The following is a 20,441-nucleotide window of genomic DNA, read 5'->3' on the forward strand; positions in this document are numbered from 1 at the left end:
GTGCTTCCGAGGTTATAAAGCAGCATGATCAGCGTGACCCAGAGCAGCTGGTCGTTGTGGAAAATGACGTGAAACATCTTTTTTAACCCGACTTTTTCTTCTTTTTCGGGTTTTGCGTCGCTGGTCTTTTTCACGAGCAGGCAGACGATGATCTGGCTGATGACCAAAGTAACAGCTATGAAAATCACAACGGCGGTATAACCCGAAATCGAGCTGCCGCCGATGGCATTTTCGCCGTTCGTGAAAATCGGAATCAATCCGGTAGCCGCAATCGCACCGATCCCGGCAAAGAGATTTGCCATCGAAGTCACGCTGTCGCGGCTTTTCGGCTCGCTCGTCAGCGAAGGCAGCATCGACCAGTAGGCAATGTCGTTCATCGTCCAGGTGATATCCCAGAGTAAATATAAAACCGCAAACAGCCAGACAAACGCCCAACCCTCAACCCGGTTCGTGAACATTGCGATTAAAACGCCCGCGTTTGTGACCGCTCCGATTAAAATCCAGGGTTTGAATTTTCCGAATTTAGTGCGCGTATTCTCGACGATGCCGCCCATGATGGGGTCGTTCAAGGCGTCCCAGACCCGGAAGATCGCAAGGATGATGCCGAGCGTTGCGAATTGTTCCGGCGTGACCGCGCGTGTGAATAAGACATAGGTCAGAACATAGGTCGCAAAAAGCGTGTAGGCAGCATCACGGCCAAATCCCGGCAAGGTATATGCCCACTTGTTGCGCTTGAAAACGGTTGCTTCGGATAGCGGTGTTTTCATCATCATGACCATCCTTATGTATTAAATTTGACTGCTTTTCATCCACAGATGTTAATTAGATTCTATCATAAAAACTGCCAAAAAACAACACGGACTTGCGGGAAAGGTCAAAAAGAGATATAATGTCTTTCGCTGCTTCTGCGGCTTAAGGCAGGATCAAAACAGGATGACTGAATTTCACGGTAAAGATTACATACGCGGATTCAAAGACGGATTGCCCATTGGGCTGGGATATATTTCGGTCTCTTTTTCGTTCGGCATGATGGCTGTGAACATGGGCATCCCGTGGTGGATTGCGGTATTAATCTCGATGACGACGGTCACATCGGCGGGGCAGTTTGCCGGAATCGGGCTGATCGTGAACGGTGCGCCGATCATTGAACTGGTGTTGTCGCAAATCGTCATCAACTTGCGCTATTCGCTGATGTCAGCTTCACTTTCGCAAAAACTTGATAAGAGCATGACCGCGCTGCGGCGGTTGATCGTCTCGTTTTTTGTCACCGATGAGGTCTACGGGGTCGCCAGCGAAAAAATGGGCGAACTCGGAAATGTCTATTTATACGGCCTCGGCACCGCGCCGGTCATCGGCTGGACACTCGGAACCCTGCTCGGTGCGCTGGCGGGTGGAATCATGCCCGACATGCTGCGTTCGGCGCTTTCGATTGCACTTTATGCGATGTTCATCGCCATCATTCTTCCCCCTGCGAAAAAACATCGGCCGGCATTCGCTGTGATTGCGATGTCGGTCGGACTGAGCTGTTTGTTCCGGTTTATGCCGTTTTTAAAAGATTTATCATCAGGTTTTGTAATCATTGTCTGCGCGGTCGTCGCGTCGGTTTTCGGGGCACTCTGCTTTCCTGTCAAGGATGAGGAGGGCAAATAAGGAATGAACATCGGAAAGATACTTTTCTATATCTTTGTCATGTCGGGTGTGACCTATCTGATCCGCATGCTGCCGCTGACGTTAATCCGACGCAAAATCGAAAACCGTTTTGTAATTTCGTTTATGTATTATATGCCCTTCGCCGTGCTCTCGGCGATGGTCATTCCGGATATCTTTTACTGCACAGACATGGTGCTTTCAGCTTTGATCGGGCTTGCCGTCGCGGTCACGTTGGCGCTGTTTGAAAAGAAATTGCTGACCGTTGCGGTATATGCCTGTGCGGCGGTATTTGTAACGGAGTTAGCTTTCAAGCTGCTCGCGGCGCATTAAATGATCGGCAGGCAGCCTTCGTTTCGGCAATCGGCTTTTTAAAAATCCCATCCCTGCCAAGGGGCAAGGGTGGGATTTATAGATCGTTTAGTTAGGCTTTCCTTATTGCTGATTGGCGTTCGCGGCGTTGACACTCGGGGGCGTGATGCTCGCGGCGAGATTCTGCCCGAACCGCTTAATCTTTTGTGTGGTCGTTTTTTCAAGCGCGGCAGTCAAAATTTCCACGACTTTGATGTGTTTATATGAGGGAATCTTTGCATTGACGTCGCGGATCACTTTTTGAACCGCCGCTTGAATCTCTTCCGCTTTCGGCAGCCGTCCGAGTGTTTCTTTGATAAAGTCGAGATTCGGGAAGATTTTTGCCTTGACGCAGATATCACCGTTTTGCATATCCGCAAGCACAATGACTTCGCTGATTTCCGGCAGCTGTGCAATGCGCGTTTCAAGTTCCTCCGGGTAAATGTTTTTCCCGTTTGCGGTCACAATCACATTTTTCCTGCGTCCTTTGATATAAAGAGCACCTTCGTCGTCAATACAGCCCAAATCGCCGGTGCAAAACCACCCGTCGCGGAAAACCTTTTCGGTCGCTTTTTCATCTCGGTAATAACCGAGCATAATATTGTCGCCTTTGGCGAGAATTTCCCCGATCCCATCCTCGTTCGGCTGGTCAATCTTGAGCATAACACCCGGCATCGATCTGCCTGTGGAAGCAGTGTTCAGATAGAAATCGGTATTGCCCGCAAGCAGGGGAGCACATTCGGTCAATCCGTAGCCCTGCAGGGTGCGTATGCCGAGTGCTGCAAAATCTTCGACAAGCGAGGTGTCAAGATCGGCCGCGCCCACAATAAACAAGCGAATTTTTCCGCCGAGCGATTTGCGCACCTTGGCGCATATGAGCTTGCGGATCAAAACAGGAACACCGGAGAGCGCCTGCGATAATGTCTGCGTCTCAAAGAGCGGCTTGTATTTATCGGGGCTTCCGGCTGCTACGGATTTTCGGATTTGCTTGTTCAATGCTTTTAGCAAAGCAGGAACGACCACCAAGACCGACGGGTGGTATTCCGTAAAGTTTTTCGGGATCTGTCTCAATCCGTCGCAATAGGTGATGCAGGAACCCCGTGACAAAAGCAGAAGGCAGTTCAGTGTGCATTCGTATGTATGGTGAAGCGGCAGAATCGACATCGTGGTGTCGGTCGGGTTGATTTTTACGGCGCTGACTGTGGAGTGAATGTTCGAGCAGATGTTGTATTGCGACAAACATACGCCTTTTGCGTTTCCGGTCGTTCCGGAGGTGAAGATTAAAACTCGCATTTCATCTTTAGTAATCGGAATCGAATCTACTTCGGCAGTCTGTAAATTAAACGGTATGACCGGCTCCGACATACGCATGACCTCGGTGAAATCGAAACAGCGAATATCGTCCGCAATCAGCGGCTTTAAATTTTTCAGATAATCGCCATCTCCGCAGATGGCACAGCACTCGGCAGAAACCATAAAATCGCGGACGTCTTCGGCGCAGAGCTCTTTATCTAACGGCACGACAACGCCGACGACAGCCGCGCACAGATACGAAAGCACCCACTCAAAGCTGTTTTTTCCGATGACAGCAATGCGTTTGCCTTTCAATTTCAAATCAATCAGCTTTTGGCTCAATGTATAAAATCTGTTTTTTAATTCCGCATAGTTGATTTTTGAATAGCGGTCGTCGCTGCTTTTAATGATAAATGCCGGTTTATTTGCGAATTTATCAGCGCTGTGATTGATGATTTCTCTGAAGTCAGAAAATTTCTTTTCATTGTATAAACTTGTTTTCATGGGTACTTCCTTTATTTTATTACTATAATAATTAACGAAAATCCAGAATTACTTTTTTCTTTTCTTTGGCAAAATCTCCCTTTAAAAAAGAACTTTCCCATGCTTCTACTATAACAACATATCATGGTAATTGCAACAAACAATATTTGTAATTGAAAGCCATATAGGATTATTTTAAAAGAGAATAAAAATCGCAGCCGCTACGTTTTACTTACAGCGGCTGTAAGACAAATATTCATATGCTTATTGCTGTGGCTTCTCGGATGAGGGTTTCTCCGGAACTGCGGATTCCGCTTTCGGTGGTGTTTCTTCGGATATGATGTCGCCGTTGTCGTCAAGTCCTCTTCCGGCGAGCTTGCGTGCGATAAAATGTTCCGCCGGCTCAGCGAGAAGGGCGAAAATCGGAATGCCCAGAATCAGACCCGCAATCCCGAATAACCGCCCGCACAGCACAATCGAGACCAACACCCAGATCGGGCGCAAGCCGGTGTAATCGCCGAACAATAACGGTTTTAACAGATTTCCGTCGAGCGCCTGCATCACAATCGTCCAGATCAGAAACCATAATGCGCCGAGCGGGTTAACCAAAACGATAATCAAAAGGCAGGGTACCGCGCCGATGATCGGACCGAAGTTCGGGATAAAGTTTGTCACCATAACAATCACCGATAGCAGAACCGGGTAGGGCAGTCCGAGGATGATCATAAATAAAAAGTTCGCAACGCCGACAATCAGCGAATCGATGATGTTCCCGACTAAGAAGTCGGTTAGAATCTTGTCCATACGGTGTGCGGTATTATGAAAGCCCGGCCAGGACTCCCGCCTGATGAACGCTCCGGAGACGCGTTTGATAATGCGGCGCACGCGTTGTTTGTCTAGCAGAATATAGATCGACAAGATCAACGACAAGAAAAAATTGAATACGCTGCTTCCGACTTTAAAAGAGGTGTCCGCGATCTGACCGATGTTGTCGCTGACCCAGGTGACCGCTGTTTTCATCAACCCGCTGAAACTGCCCATAAACTCGTCGACGTTGAAATCGATGAAGCTGAACCGCGCCTCAAAATTGATCAATGTAGTTCGCAGGGTGTTGAAATAACTCTCGAGGTTATTAAATAACATCATTACCGAATCCGCAAGCTGAGGAACCAAAAGCACAATGAACAAAACTAAAATCGCAAGAGCGGCGATATATGTGATGATCACACTGAGTGTGTTTGCTGTTTTACGGCGCTTCATCTTTCCGAAAACCTTATTTTCAAAGAATTTGACCGCCGGATTGAGGATATAAGCAAAAGTCGCACCCCAAATAAACGGCGAAAACACATTCAAAACGCCGCCGAAAAAAGTTCCGACGCTCTTGATATTGCTCAGCAGCAGATAAAACACAATTCCGCAGAAAGTGACTATCAATCCGTCGATGACTTTTGGAGTTTTAAAATAGGAAAAAAATTTTTTCATTTATAATTTTTACACCTCACGCTGAATGACCGAAATAAGCATATCATTGACAGAAGCCTGCTGTCAATATACGGTTGTCTTTTCGTTCCGATAATGGTATATTTAACGCGAGGTGAGTGAAATGTTTTTATATCATATTGAGCTGACAGTGTCGAGGACCGTCTCCGAACCGCAGACCGCGGGGAATGTCCAACCACAGGGCTGGGTGATTCTCGTTGTGCTGCTTATCGCAACGGTTATTTGGTTTTTTACCCGAAATAAAAGAAGTTGACCGTACGGATCAATTGTAATGGCCTGCTGTAAAACCAAATTTAAAGCGTAAAGCTTAATGTTAAGTGACAGATCGGTAACAAATAGAGTGTAAGCGTTGCTGCCGCAACATTTTGAAGAAATTCTCTTGCGCGAATTTCTTCCCGCAAAAATAAAGAGCGCCTCAGTGAGGCGCCCTTTAATATTTCAAATATTCAATTAAGCCGGGGTGGAATTATGGCGCCGTTAGCTGACGCATCATCGAAAATTCGCGGCGTTTCAAGCCCTTGGATGTCAGTCGGTGCTAAATTCCGATCACCTTAACTACATTCAAAACACGAACCACTCCCTTGCATTGTACTTTCGCTTAATTGTCCGGGGGAGTATCCTCCACGGCAACTGTTTTTGTTCTCAAGCAAATTCTCATAAGTCCTCATTCCTTTCATCGGAGATGCAATTTGCTGTCGAGTCACAGTTTACCGTCCGCGTGTCGACTCGCGCGGACCGTCTTACTTCATCGGACTCACCCCTTTCTGATTAGGACTGTCATCGTCCTCTTTACTACGGCTTTAGTATACCACGGAACTTTTAGAATGTCAACACATTTTACAAAAATTATTGAAAATTATTATAAATATTGTTGAATAACACGAAAAAACCGCATGGTTGAGCCAATTTAGGGTGACAAATATCTATATTTAAATGAAAAAACAGCGCTGAAGTGTAACCGATTATTGTAATTTGGAAGGTTCGAAAAGATAAAGAACAAGAGGCAGCCGGTTATAAAAATTGTTGAGGAAAAACGAAAAGCGCCGTAGCGGCGCTTTTATACATCGGTATTCTCCACTGCTTAACAGGACGGCCGGGTCACTCCGTTCAGCTTGTCGCGCAGATTTTTTATCTGCACGGCGACGGCTTCAGGGGCGGGGCCGCCGTAACTTCTGCGCTTGCTCACGCAGGTGTCGAGTTTGATCGCCTCGAAAACGTCTTTATCGAATGCCGATGAAAAGGTCTTGTATTCGTCTAGTGAAAGGTCTTCCAGCCGCTTGCCGGTTTTGACGCAGTGCTTGACCAGTTCGCCCGTGACATGGTAGGCGTCGCGGAAGGGCAGGCCCTTTCCGACCAGATAATCCGCGCAGTCGGTGGCATTGATAAAACCGTCGGCAGCCGCTTTGCGCATGTTATCGGCGTTGACTTTGGCTGTTGAAAACATCGGCGTGAACGCGGTTAGGCAGGCGATAGCCGTATCGGCGGCGTCGAAAATCGCCTCTTTGTCCTCCTGCATGTCCTTGTTGTAGGCCATCGGCAGCCCTTTCATCACAGTGAGCAGCGCGGTCAGATCGCCGTAAACCCGTCCGGTCTTGCCGCGGCAGAGTTCCGCGATGTCGGGGTTTTTCTTTTGCGGCATAATCGACGAGCCGGTACACCAGGCGTCGTCGAGCGTCAAAAAGCCGTAAGCAACGCCCGACCAAAGGATAATCTCCTCGCAAAAACGCGACAAGTGAGTCATGATTACCGAGAGGCAGAAACAAAACTCCAGCGCGAAATCGCGATCGGAGACCCCGTCCATCGAGTTTTCGCAGACCGCCGGAAGTCCGAGCAGTTCGGCCTCGTAAAAGCGGTCGGTAAAATAAGTCGTCCCGGCCAGCGCGCAGCTCCCGATCGGAGAGACGCAGGTGCGCTTGCGGCAGTCAGTCAACCGATCAATGTCGCGCAAAAACGCCTGTGCATAAGCGAGAACATGGTGCGCAAAAGTCACCGGCTGCGCGGGCTGCAGATGGGTATATCCCGGCATGACGGTATTACTGTTTTCCTCAGCCTTGTCGGCAATCGCCGTGACCAGTGTTTTTAAAAGGTCGGTGATCTCGTCGATTGCTTCCCGCTGCCAAAGCCGCAAATCGAGCGCAACCTGATCGTTGCGGCTTCTCGCGGTGTGCAGATATTTTCCCGCGTCGCCGATGCGCTCGGTCAGCACCTGCTCGACGAACATATGGGTATCCTCGGCCTTGGGATCGATTTCGAGAACTCCGCTTGCAAGATCGCTTTTGATTCCGTACAGCCCTTCGACGATTTTATCGCAGATATTCGACGGAATGATGGCGCGCGCCGAAAGCATTTTCGCGTGGGCGATGCTGCCCTCGATATCGACTTTCCAAAAACGTTTGTCAAAGCTGATAGAAGCGTTAAAGCCCTCGGCGATGTTGTTTTCGTCGCTTTCAAATCTTGCGCCCCAGAGTTTCATAAAAAAACCGTCCCTTTCGGATAAAAAGATTACAATGTCTTGATAAACGCCTCGATGCGCCCGAGCGCCGTGGCGAGATGATTGATCGAATAAGAACACGAGATACGCGCAAAGCCTCTGCCGCTTTCGCCGAATGCTTCACCGGGGACGATTGCGACATGCTGCTGCTTTAACAGCTGTTCGCAGAACTCTTCTCCGGTTAGGCCGAATGCATCGATTTTAGGGAAGACATAAAACGCACCTTCCGGTTCAAAGCAGGGAAATCCCATCGAACGCAGCGTGCCGACCACGAGGCGGCGGCGCATATCGTATTGACCGCGCATTTCCTCAATGTCGGAGTCGCCGTGGCGCAGAGCCTCGATGGCCGCGTGCTGGGCGGTCGTCGGTGCGCACATGATGGCGAACTGGTGCAGTTTTGCAAGCTGAACGGCGACTTCTTTCGGAGCTGCGGTATATCCGAGCCGCCAGCCGGTCATCGCGTAGGCCTTAGAAAAGCCGTTGACAATGACCGTACGCTCCCGCATCCCGGGCAGCGAGGCAAAGCTGACATGATGATGTCCATAAGTCAGTTCACCGTAAATCTCATCCGAGAGTACGATGATATTGGTATTTTTAAGTACCTTGGAGATTTTTAAAAGCTCGTCTTCGGTCATAATCGCACCCGTGGGGTTGTTGGGGAAGGGCAGAATCAATACTTTTGATTTGGGTGTGATCGCCGCTTTGAGGGTCTCGGCGGAGAGTTTGAAATTGTTTTCCATTCCGCAGGGCAACGGAACCACTTTTGCGCCGCACATTCTGGAAAGCGGCTCATAACAAACAAAACACGGCTCGGGCAGTAACACTTCGTCACCCAGATTGACAAAAGCGCGCAGGGTGATGTCGATGGCTTCGGAGCCGCCGACCGTCACGACGATTTCAGAATCGGCATCGTATTCAAGGTTAAAACGGCGGTTTAAATACTTGGAAATCTCAACGCGCAACTCGGTCATACCTTTGTTGGCGGTGTATTTGGTCTTGCCCTGCTGTAAAGAATCGATTCCGACCTGCCGAATATGCCACGGAGTCTGAAAGTCGGGTTCACCGACGCCCAGTGAGATTACGTCGTCCATGGCCTCGGCAAGGTCAAAAAACTTTCGGATACCCGAAGGTTTCAGCGATTGTACCGTCGGGCTGAGCAACGATTTATAATCGATCACAGAATGACCTCTCGTTTCTCATCCGAACCGCCGTTTTCGAGGAAACATACGCCACCCTCTTTATAACGTTCCAGTACAAACGTGGTGTCGGTCGAGGTCACGGAACCGAGCGGAGAGAGACGCGCCGAGACAAAATGCGCCACCTCGCGCAAATTTTTCGCCGACATGGTCAGCGACATATCATAGCTGCCGGAGACCAGATAGACGCTGTCCACTTCGGGCATGGTCATAATTTGGCGGGCGACCGCTTCAAAACCCTGTTCGGGCTGCGGAGTGACTTTGATGCGGATGAACGCCTGAATGGATTCTCTTCCGGCCTTTTCCCAATTGATCACCGCTCGATAACCGCAGATCACGCCCTTGGCGGTGTATTCGTCAATCTTTTTCGCGACGGCTTCTTCGGTTTCGCCGGTCAGCAGCGCCAATTGCGCCACCGAAAGACGCGCGTTTTGTTCGAGCAGGGAAAGGATGTTCATTCCGTTTGCCATGTCAGTCAACTCCTGTCTGTTATTCAGTCGAACCGCACTTTGCGCGGTTCGCGTTTATGATATACGACGAAGGACTCAAATCCGAGGGATTTTGCCAGTTCGGCCCCGACGCGGGCATTATCGGCGTATGCGGCTCTGTGATCGTCAGTTCCGATGGTGATCATCTCACCGCCAAGGTCTTTGTAGGCGGCCAAGATCGTCTTGGTCGGCATCGGCTCATGACCTCCGGTCGTCGAGGAGAGGTTGATTTCAAGCGCCTTTTTTTCCTTGATTACCAGTTTTAGAACGTCTCTGATCGCATCGGACCACCGGGTATCGTCCACATTGACGCCCTGCCGGTACATCCGCCGAAACGGGTAGGTCATGTGCGCCAAAATGTCGAAATCACCCCAGGCAATCACATCGCAAAGTAAGTTAAAATATCCGTCCACCAACGGCAGATTTTTGCCGTCGGAAAAGTCCACAAAATAAAAATCCTCTTTATGGGGAAACTCGTGCTGACTTGCCAAAACCACGTCGAATGGAAAGCGGGAGATCAAAGCGGATGCCATTTCGGGGCAAAAGATGGGTTGTCCGATCTCAACTCCGAAAGCAATGTTAATTTCTTCTACACTGCGTTTTTGGATCTCCAGTTTTTTTTGAAGTTCAGAAAACCGCTCCGTGAACTTTTCGAGCCGGCTGAGTTCGGAGTCGTCAGTGTTGAAATCGGCGTGGTCGGTTACTGCCATATACTCGATTCCGGCAGTTCTGCGGCTTTCAATCAGAGTTTCGAGCAGGCATTCGGAGTCAAAAGAAAAATTCGTGTGCGTGTGGTAATCCTGCAGGGGCATAAACTACAAATACCTCCGATCTTAGAACAACCCCATTTTAACATAAATTTCCCCTAATTACAACCGGAGAAGCAGAACAACCCGATTTGCCAAACAGTTGCCGATTAAACGGCTTTATGTTATGATAACTAAAGAATCTCGCCGTAAGAGGAGACACCGCAATGAATGACATCCGCGGCAGCATTTATAAAACCGACGCCGAAAAAGCACGGCTTGATGAACTTTTTCAAAAATGGCGTGACTTCTGTTTTGACTATTCGAAAGCCGAGCCGAAACTGATCATGCACGCACCGCTCAAACGGAAATACACCATCGGGGAGTGCATGCGCAACCCGGCTGCGGCGATGGAGACCCAGATCGAAAATTTCCGGTTCCATCAGGCGGTCGGAGACGACGCCTATCCGGCTCTGCGCGCCGAATTCGGCACCGTTCCGATTGCGGAGGCGTTCGGCTGTAAAATCTACCGGCGTGAAGACGAATTGCCCTGCACCCAAAGTACCATCGTCAACAGTGCTGAAGAAATTGACGCTTTGAAAATTCCCGACGAAAAAAGCGGAAGTTTCCCGGACATCGATCTGCAATATGAGTTTTTCCTCGAAAATCTGCCCTACGGCGTCGGTTTTATGCTGCCCGACCTGCAAGGGCCGTTCAACAACACCCACCTGCTGCGCGGCAACGACATCTTCACCGATTTTTACGATGAACCCGAATCCGTTGAAAAATTACTAAATATAGTCACGCAATATCAAATCAAAATGACCCGTCACTATCATAAACTCTGCGGTATCGGCAAGGGCTTTTTATACGACTGGAGCGGTATCTGGCGCGGCAACCTGCGTATCTGCAACTGCACGCTGCACAACGTCTCGACCGAGTTTTATGAGACCTACATTAAAAAATATGACCGCATGCTGCTCGACACGTTTTCCGAGGGACGCATTCACTATTGCGGCACCCACGACAACGGGCAGATGGCGTCATTTTTTTCAATCCCGAACCTCTACGGCGTCGATTTTGACGGCGCGCATCACAACATTTTGGAACTAGCACCGCGCACCCCCGAGCGGGTGGCATTGCTGCCGTACATGAACCCCGAGCGGATCGCCCCTATTTTGGCGGGAAAAGTCCCCGAAAAGCGCAATATCATCTATGAGATCTACACTTCCTCCTTCGAAGAGGCCAAAACCGTCTGCACGGCGATGAAGTCCGTTTTGGGTGTAAGTAATTGAACAAACTCCTGCTCAAAAAGATTAGATTATGAGGTAAAAAGCAATTATCTGAATCAAAGCGATTCACTGATGAAATACCATCCCGATTGGACGAGAGGTTATATGAAAAGAAATCCGCTCGTTGGGAATGGAAGTTAAAATGGCCGAAGGCGCTGTAAAAAGGGTAATATCAGGTTCTGGTTCGTTGTGAGAAAAGTGCTAAGTTTTATGGATTTCCCTTAAAAACTTTACGTCTGATCAATTTTAAAGCTGTTTCTATCTGTTTTCCCCGATTCTGCTTATATTGTGTCTGCTTAGTTGATCAACAAACGTTATTTTTATGAATTTCCTGGCGGTTTTTGGCCTTTCGGATATTTTTATTACCTGAAATTAGCGTATTGCGCCAAAAATAAAATCGACATATTGCATTTCGGACGGGCATAAGGTATAATAACAACAATCACCGTAACTGATGTCTCCGGGAGGTGTGACGCATGAATGAAAACAATATGGCTCCCCAGACCCCGTCCGAGCCGACAAAACCCTTTTTAATCCCCGGCGACAGGGACGGCGAGATGAAGCAGATTCTGACCGCTGTTTTTGATGCGATGGCTGAAAAGGGATACAACCCGATCAATCAGATTGTGGGCTATATTCTCTCTGAAGATCCGACATATATCACGACTTATAAAAACGCCCGCTCTTTGATTCGTAAGATCGACCGGGATGAACTGATGACGGCATTGATCAAATCCTATCTTGCCGATTGAGACAACAGATAACACGCAGCGATACGGCAGGCCTTTTCGGCTTGCCTTTCTCTTTGTAAAGGCAATCGAGATTTTATAAATATAAAGGAGAATAAACTATGGGCGGAATCATTTTCAACGAGGACTGCAATCACTTCATATATACCCGCTTTCGCAGTCATATCAAAGTCGGCTTGAAAGAGCTGCACGAATTCATTGATCAATATAAAGATACCGGCATCACCGACTTTTTCCTGAACGTCAACGCCAGCATCGCCTGGTTTCCTTGCAAAAGCCGCGATGATGCTTTCCGCAATTTTGAGCGCATCAAAAAAGCCGGCGGCAATCTCGACGGGGAGATTCCGCTGTCTAACGGCGGCTATGTCGAGGTACTTAGGAGCATCTATTATGACCAGGGTCTCGACATGTATCAAATCTGGATTGCCCGCCTGCGCGAAATTGGAATCAACCCCTGGATCTCCATCCGCACCAACGACATCCACAACACTGATGATGAAAACCACTTCTTGCACTCTGGCTTTTTCTGCAAAAACAAGGAGAAACGCCGCGGTCTGCACCACAGTATGGGCGCCTGCGACTATTACGACAACGCCCTCGATTTCTGCTATTCCGAAGTCAGGGAGCATCTGTTCTCGCTCGTGGCGGAAGTGTTGGAAAAATTCGATTTGTATGGTCTTGAACTCGACTGGATGCGCGAGATCTATTCGCTGCGCATCGGCTGCGAGGAACAGGGCGCAAAACTGATTACCGAACTGATGGAGCGCATCCGGCGCGAAGCCGATAAAGCGGAACAAAAATGGGGCCATCAGATCCAAATCGCAGTTCGTCTGCCTGCGAGTCCGCTGTTGTGCTTACGTCTCGGCTTTGACTTTTTTGATTGGATCGACAAGGGTCTGGTCCACTTAATCACGGTCACACCGCGCTGGGCGACTTCGGACAACGATATGCCCATCGACTTGTGGAAAAAGATGCTTTCCGGGAAACAAGTCAAGCTTGCGGCTGGACAGGAAACGCTTATTGACCCGATGTTTACCGAGCCGAAAAAAGTGTTTTTGTATAACAGCATCGAAACCGCGCGCGGCACCGCTGCGGCTAACCTTGCGATGGGCGCCGACGCCGTATATTTGTTCAACTATATGGACGACCCCTCGGGCGAACTTGCGCAGTACCACGGAGAGCAATATCGGCAAATGCTCAAAGAACTCGGCTCCGAAGAGGCGCTTATGGGAAAACCGCGCCGCCATGTCGTGACTTATTGCGACATCAAAGCACCCGGCGTTCCCCACAAAAACCCGCTCCCGCTCGAATGCGCGAAACGAGGCAGCGGTAATCCGGCTTTTGTCGGAAAGACCGAATACAAAACATTGCGTATCCCTGTCGGGAAAGTGTCTTCAAATGCGAAAATTCAACTCGTTTTGGGCGTTGACGAGGGCAGGGGACTCACCGAAGCGGATTTCGACGTTTTTCTCGATTCCGAAAAACTGAATTATGCAGGGAAGGCCACGTTGCCGAAACCTTATTACCCCGGGCTGGAATATCACGCTTTTGAAATTATCAACAAACCCGGAATGCCCGTTTCGCATATCGCCGAAATCGCCGCGATGCGGGAACCGTTTACAATCAAATGGGCTGAGATCGTAATAGATAATATTTGAATAAAAGGCACAAAATCGCCTTGAATGGAAAACATTTTTGTCGGTTTTGCCATATTTGTGGTTGACAAGAAGTATTTAAACATTATATAATAATTTTACCCTTATATGCTCATGCACGGAGTTGTCTGTGCATTTGCGTAAGGATAAATTTCTCCGGGAAGGGCTGATCCGATGAAGAAATTATTGGGTGAATTCAGAGAATTCGCAATCAAGGGCAATATGCTCGATTTGGCCATCGGTGTCGTCATCGGCGCCGCCTTCGGCAAAATCGTCTCCTCCCTTGTCGCCGACATCATCATGCCGCCGCTCGGATTGTTGCTGGGTGGGATGGATTTCTCAAAAATGAGCATCACGCTGGCCAAAGCGGTGGGCGAAACGCCTGCTGTGACGTTGAACTACGGGATGTTCATTCAGGCGATTTTGGATTTCCTCATCATCGCGTTGTGCTTGTTCTTCGTAGTAAAAGGCGTCAACAAAATGCGCAAAAAGCACGAACCGAAAGCACCTGATTCTCCGCCTCCGCCTTCCAAAGAGGAGCTATTGCTCACTGATATCCGCGACCTGCTCAAAGAACAGAGCAAGCAGCCGAAAAAATGAGGCGCATTTTCCTTGCGGCAATGATTGGCACACTTTTCTTTACCGGATGTGCCGCAGGTGAAACCGCTTATTCACAGCCGGGAAGTGTTGAAATTCTTCCGGCTTCCGTTTTTTCACAGCCGGAATCGAATTCTACGAAAGCATCTTCAGAGCCGGAGATTCAAAGCCAAAAGCTCGAAAGCGTCCGAACAGAATCCCAAAGCGTCTCATCCGCTGCTTCATCCTCCGTCTGTCTGACGGTTTCCTCGGACAGGATTCGACCGGGAGAGTTTTTGATTGTCCGGGTGGAAAACAGCGAGGAAAACGCCTTGTGGGCGCGTTTCAGCAAAGTGACTACAAAAATCTTTCCGCTGATTAAAGAAGATGGGTATTTTATCGGATTCGTGCCGCTTTCCAGCACAACCTCCAAAACCGGAAAAGTTCAGATTCTCCGTTCCGAAAGCGGCGAATACCGAATAGTCGCCGAAAAAACGATTACTTTTGTTGAAAAAGCTTTTGAAAGACAAGATCTAACGGTGGTCTCTGGCTCATCCACAGCGAATGCGGGAAGCAGCGATAATCTGTCTGATGACAAAAAAGTCATCGAAAAAGCGACTGAGACCTCTGTGCGGGAATTGTTGTTTTCCGGAGAGTTCGTCATGCCGGTTGAGGGCCGAATCTCTACTCAGTACGGAATGCGCCGTTACACAAACGGAGTATACAGTTCGGCGCATTCAGGATACGACATCGCGGCCGATGAAGGCGATCCGGTCATTGCCGCCGGAGCGGGGCGCATCGTATATTCGGGAAATTTAAAATTTTACGGCAATACCGTCATCATTGCTCACGGTTTCAACATATTCAGCTATTATAATCATTTATCGGTTATTTCCGTCGAGACGGGGCAGACGGTCTCAACGGGTGAAAAAATCGGAGAAGTCGGCTCCACGGGATACGCCACCGGTCCTCATCTGCACTTCAATATTCAAGTGAACGGTGTAAACATCGATCCTGCGGTACTGATCGGTACCGATGACATATACACACAATTGGAAAGGATGATCAACCAATGAAAAACCCCTTGCTCTATCCCGCAAGCAAAGAACAAGTCGTATTTGACGTTGTCAGACGGGATAAGAACATTCAAAACCTCAGATTGGAGGCATTGGTCGAAAACATGTTCCTCGGCACCGGATTCACGCTGTCGATCGAACAGCTGTACGACCTGACGACGAACGATGCCGACACGATCGCATTCCGCAACGGCATGATCGCCGACCTCATCGCCAACCCGAAACTGGAAAAGGCGTTCTTTTTGATACCGTCTTCGCTGGCTTATTTGAAAGAATTTACCCGCAAGATGGAATACCGCGACAACGTCATCTGCCAGATTGCTTTGAAATATCGTCGTCTGTCGCTTTATGCCAATTTGATGAATGCGCTTCGTGAGGCGTTTGCCGATCCCGAAGTCAAGACCACATCCGAGGCGATCGAAGTACTGAAAAAAATGGTCAATGACTATTACGACAGCGACCAAATCGACCCGATGCTCCAAGATTTTTCAAAGGTTGACACATCTTGGCTCGATATCCGCGGTTTCGCCCTCGGCGCAAACCTGAAAAGCGGCCAGATCCTGCAGTCGATGACGATTGACGAATTCTCCCATGAATCTTACGACAAGAGCTCGATCTTCATCTATTGGAAAGACGAACCTATCAAAGGCGTATCGAATCTGAAGGCGATGCCGAATATCTCCAACCTCGGCTTGTTCCAGAACGAAGCGCTCAACATGATCCACGAATATTATAAAAATGCAGTCAAAGATATCAAGACCATCTGCGCGAAATATAAGCCGCAGGGTCTTCAGGAATTCCAGAATGTCGACGAAGCCTTCTCATTCTACGCAGGCGCTCTTAACCTGTTCCGGCGCTTGCGCGATCAGGGTTTCTCCATGTGTCAGCCCACGGTCGTCGACTCCGAAAAGTTCCTGCTTCATGCAACAGAGATGTACCCGATTCTGCTGGCGCTCGATCCCGACAACAATACGATTAAGAACGATATCGACTTGCCGGTCGAAGGAAAGTTTTATCTGCTGACCGGCGCGAACAGCTCCGGCAAGAGCACTTTTATGACCGCGACCGGTCAATTGATCTGGCTGTTCCAGCTGGGTTTCTATCTGCCGGCTGACGGAGTTAAAATCTCCCCGGTGCGCTCGATCTTCACGATTTTCTCCGGCGGTGAGACAGACAATTACGAAGACTCCCGAATGGGCGAAGAAGTCCGCCAGATTACCGAGATGCTCCCGAACGTCACTTCTAACTCAATCGTCATCATGAATGAGCCTCTGACATCCACCAGCCCGATGGAGGGTTCCCAGATCTGCGCAGACCTGATCAAGACCCTGCTCGACAACGGCGTCTCCGGAGTGGTTGCAACCCACTTCTACGAACTGTATGATTTCCTGCCTGCGATTGAAAAAGCCCATCCCGGAAAGACCGGAAGCTTAATCACGCTGACCAAACCGAATCCCGACAGCGATATCGCGATCCGTACATACAAGATTAAACCGGGCGCTCCTCAAAAGAAGAGCTATGCGCTTGAAGTTGCGGCTTCTCACGGTATTACGCTTCGCCAGATCATGCACAGATTTGAAGACAGAGAAATAAAACTTGAAATCGATAAGCCGACCATCATGGAACTGCATGAAGACGGCGACGTCGATATGAATTAAAGGGGGCACAACAAGATGTTTGACTTACTTTGGATGACAGAAGATCCTGTTGTAAACCGTGTGCCGAGCTTCGACGATCTGTTTATCGAAAACCTCGACCTCAACTTCCTCGTGGAAGCGATGTTCGAAGGCATGGAAAGCAAGATTAACGCGCTGCATCTGTGCAACCTGTTTGCACTCGATAAGAACATCGTCCGCGAGCGCCAGAATCTCATCAAGAGCCTGCAGCGGCACCCGGATCTGCTGGATTTATTCAAGGATCTGCTCAAGACCATCGCCGATTGGCAAGACTTCTTCTCGATCCCGAACATGGATGATTCAACGAGCGATCTTGAGGCGTTTTTTGCGATGAACAAATATGCCTTTGCCGAGACCTATTTCAACATTCTCGAGAAACTTTATACCACGCTCGGAAAATATCAGGACGAAAAAGAACTCGGTTACGGCCTGAAGCAATTTTACGCCTATGTCAAGGACGCCTATGAGAGCGACGGTTATAAGAAGATCATTCAGACCTGGAAAGAACGGCTGCCCGCCCTTGAAGATCCCAAGAGCATCACGCTGGGTTTCAACTTCAACGAGAGCTTTGAAATCACACATGTCAAATTGCTTTCGGTCAACGATTACGGCTATATCGAACCCCGGGAGCGGGAACCGAAAACAAATATGCCTTCAAAACGCGGCATGACGGAATTCTATCGGCTCAAGGATGACCTTGCCAATCACTCCGGTTTCAATATGGGCGATATGACCAAACAAACCGCGAGTTCTCAGAGCGCGACCCACGCCAGCGAGGGCGTGAGAATGTCAAACTTCGTGCGCGGCGCACTCGGCGCCTGTGTCGGCGAAGCCGGCCTGCGTGTCCGTGACTTCCTCAAACAGGCTACCCGTTGGATATTAAATCTTAAGCAGTCCCTGACTTTCTATGTCGGCGTATTCAATTATCTGAACAAGATCGAGGCTCTCGGCGGCGCTTACTGCTTCCCAGAGATCTTTGATGACAAGCGGTATTATGCCAGAGAGCTCTATCTGCCGTTATTGCTGCTCGTTTTAAAAGGCAGCCGTCCGGTTATCCCCAACGATATCGACTTTGTCCCCGAAGGCCAATTCGCGTTGCTCACAGGCGCAAACCAGGGCGGTAAGACCACCTTCCTGCGCTCGGTCGGCGTTGGACAGCTGATGTTCCAGTTGGGTATGCCGATTGGCGCAAAAGAAGCCAAGATGGGTCTTGTTGACAACATTTTCACTGTCTTCGCGCTCAAGGAAGAGGTCTCCACCACCAAGAAGGGCAAGTTTGACCAGGAAATCGCCCGCGTCGGCAACATGATGAACTACATCACATGTAATTCGATGGTGCTGTTCAACGAGCCGCTGACCGGAACCGGTACGGCAGAGACCCTGATCATCTCCCGCGAAATTACGAGCACGATCAAACTGCTCGGCGCACGCGGTATTTGGGTCACCCACCTGCACAAGCTTGCAAAGGACATTCATCGCCTCAATTCCATGCTGGGCGGCGCTCCGCTTAAATCCCTGGTCGTCCAGATCAAACGCCACGAGAGCAACCAGTACAACGTCCCGACCTACCACCTGATCGAGAAAGAACCCGAAGGCACATCTCACGCTTACGACGTCGTTGAGCGTTTCGGCTTGAAACTCGATCGCGTCAATGTCAACGATAAATAAATTCTTAAAAATAAAACCCCCGGGGAATACTCCCCGGGGGTTTTTTCATGTTTTACAGCGGATTGGACCAGCCGCTGTAAAACGGCGAAACATATCCCTGTTCAAATCTGTCGTCACGGTCGAAAGCGCCGCCGAGACCACGGTCGTCGTTGTCGAATTCACCGCCGACGCCCATATCATTGTTTCCGAGAGTATTGCCGAAGAAACGCTCGCGTTCGCATCTGCAAATGCAGTTATTCATAAAAGGATTGCATCTGCAAAAACAATTGAGACGGACATTTCTGCGGCGCCAATCGTCATTGTCCCAGCGTCTTCCGCCGCAGCATACAGTATTGGATCGATTAAAGCAACAAGCCATATCAATTTCTCTCCCTAATTATTTGGCAGGCCTGCCGACATATCATATGTGACCGGAAATCAAACGGTACATCATTCGAAGTCGCTTTGAAGAGTGTTTGCGTATCTGAGTGCGCGGCGTCCGTATTTTTTGCGGATGCGGTCTTTAACCTCCTCCAATTCGTGCATTTTTTCGCGTTTATAATCGGCCTGAAGGAATAGGGAGAGTTGTTCCTTCGTATCGCAAGGCACGAGATTTTGTGCCGTCACGGTGACCGAACGGACCAGTTTTCCGTCGTGATAATTTGCCGAGATGATCTCCATAGCGGTCTCAATCAGTTCTTTGGTGATATCGGTGGGGTTCTTTGTCGGCTTCTGCCGCGAGATTGTGTGAAACTGCGGGTCTTTGAGAGCGACGTTGACGGTCGTGCAGCGCATTCCGCAAGAACGGAGACGCCCGGCCACCAGCTCACACAGTTCTGTTACGCAGCTGCGAATTTCCTGCGTATTGGAAAGATCATGCGGCAAGGTAGTTCCGTTTCCGACCGATTTGACCTCATGAGTGTGTTCGAACGTCAGTACCGGACTTTCGTCAAGGCCGTTGGCAAAATCACAGACCGCAGGGCCGCCTTTGCCGAGGGTTTCATACAGCAGTTCACGGTCGGCGAGCGCAAGTTGACCGATCGTTCGGATACCGATTTTGCGCAGCGCCTCGGCTGCGTTGCTTCCGACAAAAATCATCGCTTCGACCGGCTGTTTCCAAACAATATCGCGGAAATTTTCCCGTGTGATCACCGTGACCGCATCGGGTTTTTTGTAATCGCTGCCGAGTTTTGCAAACACTTTATTAAACGACACGCCCACCGAAATGGTCAGCCCAATCTCGGTTCTGATTCGATTTCGTAATATTTCGGCAATTTCCGATCCGGTTCCGAAGAGTTTTTGGCTGCCGGTGACGTCTAGCCACGATTCGTCTATTCCGAACGGTTCGACCTGTTCGGTGTATTGCTGATAGATGTCATTGATTTTTTGAAAATACTGATGATATTCGCCGTGCCTCGGAGGGACAAGCAACAACCCCGGACATTTTTTGCGTGCCTGCCAGATGGTCTCTGCCGTGACGACACCGCATTTTTTGGCGAGCTCGTTTTTGGCTAAGATGATGCCCGAACGGGTCTGTTCGTCACCCGCAACCGCCATCGGAACGTCACGGTACTG

Annotated in this window: 18 protein-coding genes; 9 read left to right on the forward strand and 9 right to left on the reverse strand. The window is 49.4% G+C overall.

The genetic code is table 11. The annotated features are described in order from the left end of the window. The coding region (locus PKH29_03255) for an MFS transporter (GenBank protein ID HNX13853.1) at positions 1-773 on the reverse strand (773 nt) is incomplete at its 3' end. A gap of 160 nt (positions 774-933) precedes the next feature. On the opposite strand from PKH29_03255, the gene PKH29_03260 reads away from it, so the two are divergent. Next, complete coding sequence (locus PKH29_03260) at positions 934-1,650, forward strand: AzlC family ABC transporter permease (protein HNX13854.1); 717 nt, start codon at positions 934-936, stop codon at positions 1,648-1,650. Positions 1,651-1,653: 3 nt separating this feature from the next. Next, on the forward strand, positions 1,654-1,980 hold the full coding sequence (locus PKH29_03265; GenBank protein HNX13855.1) for an AzlD domain-containing protein: 327 nt from the start codon (positions 1,654-1,656) through the stop codon (positions 1,978-1,980). Between the two features lie 102 nt (positions 1,981-2,082). On the opposite strand, the gene PKH29_03270 is transcribed toward PKH29_03265, so the two are convergent. The 6 genes from PKH29_03270 to PKH29_03295 all read right to left on the reverse strand — a co-directional run bounded on the left by PKH29_03270 (position 2,083) and on the right by PKH29_03295 (position 10,261). Then, the gene (locus tag PKH29_03270) at positions 2,083-3,795 is read right to left on the reverse strand and encodes an AMP-binding protein (GenBank protein ID HNX13856.1); all 1,713 of its coding nucleotides are present in this window, start codon (positions 3,793-3,795) and stop codon (positions 2,083-2,085) included. 243 nt (positions 3,796-4,038) lie between these two features. Continuing rightward, positions 4,039-5,256 (reverse strand): AI-2E family transporter, encoded by a 1,218-nt coding sequence (locus PKH29_03275; GenBank protein ID HNX13857.1) that lies wholly within the window; start codon positions 5,254-5,256, stop codon positions 4,039-4,041. Between the two features lie 1,099 nt (positions 5,257-6,355). Continuing rightward, positions 6,356-7,747, reverse strand: coding sequence for an argininosuccinate lyase (argH, locus tag PKH29_03280; protein HNX13858.1), 1,392 nt, complete (start codon positions 7,745-7,747; stop codon positions 6,356-6,358). Positions 7,748-7,776: 29 nt separating this feature from the next. Beyond that, complete coding sequence (locus tag PKH29_03285) at positions 7,777-8,940, reverse strand: aminotransferase class I/II-fold pyridoxal phosphate-dependent enzyme (GenBank protein HNX13859.1); 1,164 nt, start codon at positions 8,938-8,940, stop codon at positions 7,777-7,779. Then, complete coding sequence (locus PKH29_03290) at positions 8,940-9,431, reverse strand: Lrp/AsnC family transcriptional regulator (protein HNX13860.1); 492 nt, start codon at positions 9,429-9,431, stop codon at positions 8,940-8,942. Before PKH29_03290 ends, PKH29_03285 begins: the two co-directional genes overlap by 1 nt. Before the next feature lie 23 nt (positions 9,432-9,454). Next, positions 9,455-10,261: a PHP domain-containing protein gene (locus PKH29_03295; protein HNX13861.1), complete on the reverse strand. Its 807-nt coding sequence runs from the start codon at positions 10,259-10,261 to the stop codon at positions 9,455-9,457. 161 nt (positions 10,262-10,422) lie between these two features. Between PKH29_03295 and PKH29_03300 the strand changes: the two genes are divergently transcribed. From PKH29_03300 to PKH29_03330, 7 genes are all read left to right on the forward strand, one after another. Continuing rightward, the gene (locus tag PKH29_03300; GenBank protein HNX13862.1) at positions 10,423-11,490 is read left to right on the forward strand and encodes a uroporphyrinogen decarboxylase family protein; all 1,068 of its coding nucleotides are present in this window, start codon (positions 10,423-10,425) and stop codon (positions 11,488-11,490) included. Positions 11,491-11,978: 488 nt separating this feature from the next. Beyond that, complete coding sequence (locus tag PKH29_03305; protein HNX13863.1) at positions 11,979-12,239, forward strand: IreB family regulatory phosphoprotein; 261 nt, start codon at positions 11,979-11,981, stop codon at positions 12,237-12,239. 98 nt (positions 12,240-12,337) lie between these two features. Next, positions 12,338-13,894, forward strand: coding sequence for a hypothetical protein (locus tag PKH29_03310; protein HNX13864.1), 1,557 nt, complete (start codon positions 12,338-12,340; stop codon positions 13,892-13,894). 171 nt (positions 13,895-14,065) lie between these two features. Beyond that, positions 14,066-14,491, forward strand: a complete 426-nt coding sequence (mscL, locus tag PKH29_03315; GenBank protein HNX13865.1) for a large-conductance mechanosensitive channel protein MscL — start codon at positions 14,066-14,068, stop codon at positions 14,489-14,491. Beyond that, the gene (locus tag PKH29_03320; protein HNX13866.1) at positions 14,488-15,543 is read left to right on the forward strand and encodes a M23 family metallopeptidase; all 1,056 of its coding nucleotides are present in this window, start codon (positions 14,488-14,490) and stop codon (positions 15,541-15,543) included. The genes mscL and PKH29_03320 overlap by 4 nt, the downstream gene beginning before the upstream one ends. Continuing rightward, positions 15,540-17,201 carry a hypothetical protein gene (locus PKH29_03325; GenBank protein HNX13867.1) on the forward strand — a complete coding sequence of 554 codons (1,662 nt, stop codon included), beginning with the start codon at positions 15,540-15,542 and terminating at the stop codon, positions 17,199-17,201. The genes PKH29_03320 and PKH29_03325 overlap by 4 nt, the downstream gene beginning before the upstream one ends. Before the next feature lie 15 nt (positions 17,202-17,216). Then, positions 17,217-18,887, forward strand: coding sequence for a hypothetical protein (locus PKH29_03330; protein ID HNX13868.1), 1,671 nt, complete (start codon positions 17,217-17,219; stop codon positions 18,885-18,887). A 52-nt stretch (positions 18,888-18,939) separates the two neighbouring features. On the opposite strand, the gene PKH29_03335 is transcribed toward PKH29_03330, so the two are convergent. Then, entirely contained in the window at positions 18,940-19,128 is a 189-nt protein-coding gene (locus tag PKH29_03335; protein ID HNX13869.1) for a hypothetical protein, read from the reverse strand. A gap of 188 nt (positions 19,129-19,316) precedes the next feature. Then, on the reverse strand, positions 19,317-20,441 hold a 1,125-nt coding region (locus PKH29_03340), incomplete at its 5' end, for a DNA polymerase IV (GenBank protein ID HNX13870.1).

The sequence above is a fragment of the Oscillospiraceae bacterium genome (assembly GCA_035353335.1).
In the GTDB taxonomy this organism is placed as follows: Bacteria; Bacillota; Clostridia; order Oscillospirales; family JAKOTC01; genus DAOPZJ01.